The organism is Nocardia sp. NPDC058497, from assembly GCF_042720195.1.
In the GTDB taxonomy this organism is placed as follows: domain Bacteria; phylum Actinomycetota; class Actinomycetes; order Mycobacteriales; family Mycobacteriaceae; genus Nocardia.
The window spans coordinates 1-4,511 of sequence record NZ_JBHXMY010000491.1 but is presented as its reverse complement, the minus strand read 5'-3'; the positions used below and the strand labels follow the sequence as shown (position 1 = coordinate 4,511).

Genomic DNA, 4,511 nt, shown 5'->3' with positions numbered 1-4,511 from the left:
GTGATGGACACCGTGCTGTTCCCCGGTACCGGTTTCGTCGAGCTCGCCCTGCACGCCGGAGAACAGGTCGGCTGCTCGACCCTGGCGGAGCTGGTCCTGCGAGCCCCACTGGTGCTGTCGGAGTCGGCCGGGATCGCGGTGCGCGTTGTCGTCGACGCCGCGGACGCGTCGGGTCGTCGTGCGGTACGGATCTTCTCCCGCCCCGATGACGACGTCGAAACGGCGCGGTCGTGGACGTTGAACGCCGAAGGCGTGCTCGCACCAGGACTCGACAGCGCCGCTGTGGATCTGGCGCAGTGGCCGCCCGCCGACGCCATCGCGGTCGACATCGATGGTGTCTACGACGCCCTCGATGAGCAGGGCTATCACTACGGTCCGGTGTTCCAGGCGTTGACATCCGTGTGGCGGGGAACCGACGGGGTCTACGCCGAGATCGAACTGCCCGAACAGGCCCGATCCGAGGCGCAGCGATTCGGCCTGCATCCGGCGCTGCTCGATGCGGCTCTGCACGCCTTGCGTTTCGCCGGCGACGTGCCCGCGCAGGGAGCTGGGCTCGCGCTGCCGTTCGAGTGGTCCGGTGTGACTGTGCACGCCAGTGGGGCCGACGCGCTGCGTGTTCGGCTCACCCGCGTCGGCGAGCACGGCATTGCTGTGGATTTGGCGGACATGACGGGCGCCCCGGTCGCGACGGTCCGGCACCTGGCGTCTCGGCCGATCGAGCCCGCGCAACTCACCGCTAGCACTTCTATCGCCAAAACCGCGGTGTTCCAGGTCGATTGGACACCGATCTCGGTGGCCGAGGCCGAGGTCAGCGCAGTAGCGTGGGCGGAACTCGGTGAGCAGGTTCCGCAGGCGGTGCTGCTGGAATGCCCGATCGGTAACGATCCCGCCGCCATTCATACCGCGACGCATGACGTTCTCGAGGTGCTGCAGTCCTGGACGACAGCGGATCGGTTCGCCGATTCGGTTCTCGTGGTTCGAACCCGCGGTGCGGTATCGGTAGCCGCGGAAGACATTACGAACCTGGCCGGTGCCGCGGTGTGTGGTCTGGTTCGCTCCGCGCAGGCCGAAAGTCCTGGCCGGATCGTCTTGATCGATACCGGCTCAGCAGACACAGGGACGGAACTCGACGGGCTGCTCGGCGGGATTCTGGCCGCGGGCGAACCGCAGGTAGCCGTGCGCGACGGACAAGTACACGTGGCGCGCCTCGGCCGAATCACCGCTCCGGCAACCGCTTCGGCTGACAGTTCGTCGTTCGGTCCGGACGACACCGTTCTGATCACCGGTGCGAGTGGTCTGCTCGGCGGGTTGTTCGCCCGGCACCTGGTCGCCTCCCACGGTGTTCGGCGCTTGACGATGCTGAGTAGGCGCGGTGAATCCGGGCCAGGCACCGCTGAGTTGCGTGCGGAGCTGGAGGGTTTGGGTGCCGAGGTCGAGTTCGCCGCCTGCGATGTCGCCGATCGTGGCGCGCTGGCGCGGGTGCTCGCCGATGTGCCTGCCGCGCACCCGCTGACCGGGGTCTTCCATCTGGCCGGTGTGCTCGATGACGGTGCCATCGCCTCGCTGACCCCGGCTCGGATGGATACGGTGTTGGGGCCCAAGGTCGATGCCGCCCTGCACCTGCACGAACTGACCGCTGACCTCCCGCTGAAAGCGTTCGTGTTGTTCAGTTCGGTGGCCGGTGCGTTCAGCAGCGCGGGCCAGGGCAACTATGCCGCGGCCAATGCCTGCCTGGACGCTGTGGCCGCGCACCGCAGGGCTTCCGGTCGCTGCGGTGTGTCTCTGGCGTGGGGACTCTGGGACGGGGGTATGGCAGGCGAGCTCGGCGATGTCGACCGGCAGCGCATGTCTCGCTCGGGCATGCTGCCGCTGTCGGAAGAACAAGGCCTCGCGCTGTTCGACGCCGCCACTCGAATCGACACCGCGACGCTCCTGCTTGCCCGCCTGGATGTGGATGCCATGCGCGGCACAGGAATCGCCACGCCCGCGCTGTTCTCCGGTCTGATCCCGCAACGCCGGAAAGCCGTCTCGGGTGCCGCCACGGCGTTGCGCGCTCGGTTGGCGAGTACTCCCGACGGCGAACGCTTCGGTGTGCTGGTCGAGATCGTGCGTAGTCAGGTCGCCACGATTCTGGGTCACCAGAACACGAACGCCGTCGAAGCGGACAAGGCGTTCAGCGAGCTTGGTTTCGACTCGATCACCGCGATCGAATTCCGCAACGCGCTCAAGGCCGCCACCGGTCTCCAGCTGCCCGCCACTCTGGTGTTCGACTACCCGACACCGCAGGCCTTGGCCGAGTATCTGGCCGACGAGCTCACCGGTACCAGCCAGGACATCGCAGTAACCGCCGGCAGGGCTGTCGACGACGACCCGATCGCCGTGGTGGCGATGGCTTGTCGCTATCCCGGTGGTGTCGCCTCGCCGGAAGACCTGTGGCGGCTGGTCGTTTCGGGCGTTGATACCACCGGTGAGTTGCCGGTGGATCGTGGCTGGGATATCGAGGGTATCTACGATCCGGAGCCCGGCAAGGCCGGTAAGACCTACACACGTCAGGGTGGATTCCTTTATTCGGCGGCCGATTTCGATGCGGACTTCTTCGGAATCAGCCCCAACGAAGCCACGATGATGGATCCGCAGCAGCGGTTGCTGCTGGAGACCTCGTGGGAGGCGTTGGAGCGCGCCGGCGTGGATCCGGCTGAGCTGCGTGGCAGTTCGACCGGGGTCTTCACCGGCATGATGTATCACGACTACGCCCAGGGAACCGGTAACAGCGCTGCCGGGAGTTTGGTGTCCGGGCGAGTGTCGTACGTGTTCGGTCTGGAAGGGCCGTCGGTCACCGTGGACACGGCGTGTTCGTCATCGCTGGTGGCGATGCATCTGGCCGCGCAGTCGTTGCGGTCGGGGGAATGTGATCTGGCCTTGGCCGGTGGTGTCGCGGTGATGGCGACACCGGAGATCTATGTGGAGTTCAGCAGGCAGCGGGGACTGGCCCCGGACGGGCGATGCAAGTCCTTCGCCGATACGGCCGATGGCGTCGGCTGGTCCGAAGGTGCCGGTGTGTTGGTGCTGGAACGCTTGTCCGACGCCCACCGCAACGGTCACCAGGTCTTGGCGGTGGTCGCGGGTTCGGCGGTGAATCAGGATGGTGCGTCGAATGGTTTGACCGCTCCGAATGGTCCGTCGCAGCGGCGGGTGATCCGGCAAGCCCTTGCCAATGCCGGGGTGTCTTCGGTCGAGGTCGACGCGGTGGAAGCTCACGGTACGGGTACGACTTTGGGTGATCCGATCGAGGCCCAAGCGTTGCTGGCCACCTATGGGCAGGATCGTGCTGCGGATCGTCCGTTGTGGTTGGGGTCGTTGAAGTCCAACATCGGTCATTCCCAAGCCGCCGCGGGTGTGGGTGGTGTGATCAAGATGGTGATGGCGATGCGGCACGGTGTGTTGCCGCAGACGCTGCATGTCGATCAGCCCAGCACCAAGGTCGATTGGACCGAGGGTCATATCCGGTTGCTGACCGAGCAAGTGGCGTGGCCGGAGACAGATCGGCCGCGTCGTGCCGGTGTGTCCTCGTTCGGTATCAGCGGAACGAATGCTCACCTCATCCTGGAGCAGGCTCCGGTCGTGGAACCGGCGCCGGTGGAGTCGGTGCCGGTGGTCGAGTCGGTTCCCGCTGTGTTGCCGTGGGTGGTTTCGGCGCGCAGCGGTGCGGCTCTCGCCGGTCAGGCCGGGCGTCTGGCGTCGTATGTTGACGATCACGACCGGGATCCGGCGGACGTCGGCTTCTCGCTGGCGTCCACGCGCGGAGTTTTCGAGCATCGGGCCGTGGTGGTGGCCGAGGGCCGTGATGATCTGCTCGCGGGCGTGCGGGTCCTGGGTCACGGCGAAACGATTCCGGGTGTGGTGTCCGGTCGTGTGGTGCCGGGTTCGACGGGTGTGGTGTTTTCCGGTCAGGGTGCGCAGTGGGCCGGTATGGCTATTGAGCTCCATGGTGCGTATCCGGTGTTCGCCGAGCATTTCGATGCGATCGTCGCCGAGTTGGATCCGATGCTGGGGCAGTCGGTTTCGCTTGGTGCGGCGTTGTCGAGCGATGACCTGGTCGACCAGACGGTGTTCGCTCAGGCTGGGTTGTTCGCGTTCGAAGTGGCGTTGTTCCGGCTGCTCGAATCGTGGGGAGTCCGGGCGGATGTGGTGGCGGGTCATTCGATCGGTGAGGTCGCTGCCGCGCACGTGGCGGGTGTGTTGTCGCCGGCGGATGCGTGTGTGCTGGTGGCGGCGCGCGGCCGGTTGATGCAGGCGCTGCCCGCCGGTGGGGCGATGGTTGCCGTGGGTGCCTCCGAGGCCGACGTGCTGGCGCTGCTTGCGGCTGGTGACGTGTCGGCCGGTGGGGTTTCGATTGCGGCGGTCAATGGTCCGTCGTCGGTGGTGTTGTCCGGTGTCGAAGACGATGTCGTCGCTGTTGCTGATGCGTGTGCCGAACGCGGTTGGCGCACACACAGGTTGCGGGTTTCGCA

The 4,511-nt window shown here is 66.5% G+C and carries 1 protein-coding gene; it reads left to right on the top strand.

Annotated features, from left to right (window positions below; genetic code table 11):
- Window positions 1-4,511, top strand: a 4,511-nt coding sequence (locus ACFWPJ_RS25615; protein ID WP_378854936.1) for a type I polyketide synthase, incomplete at both ends; no start/stop codon positions are given.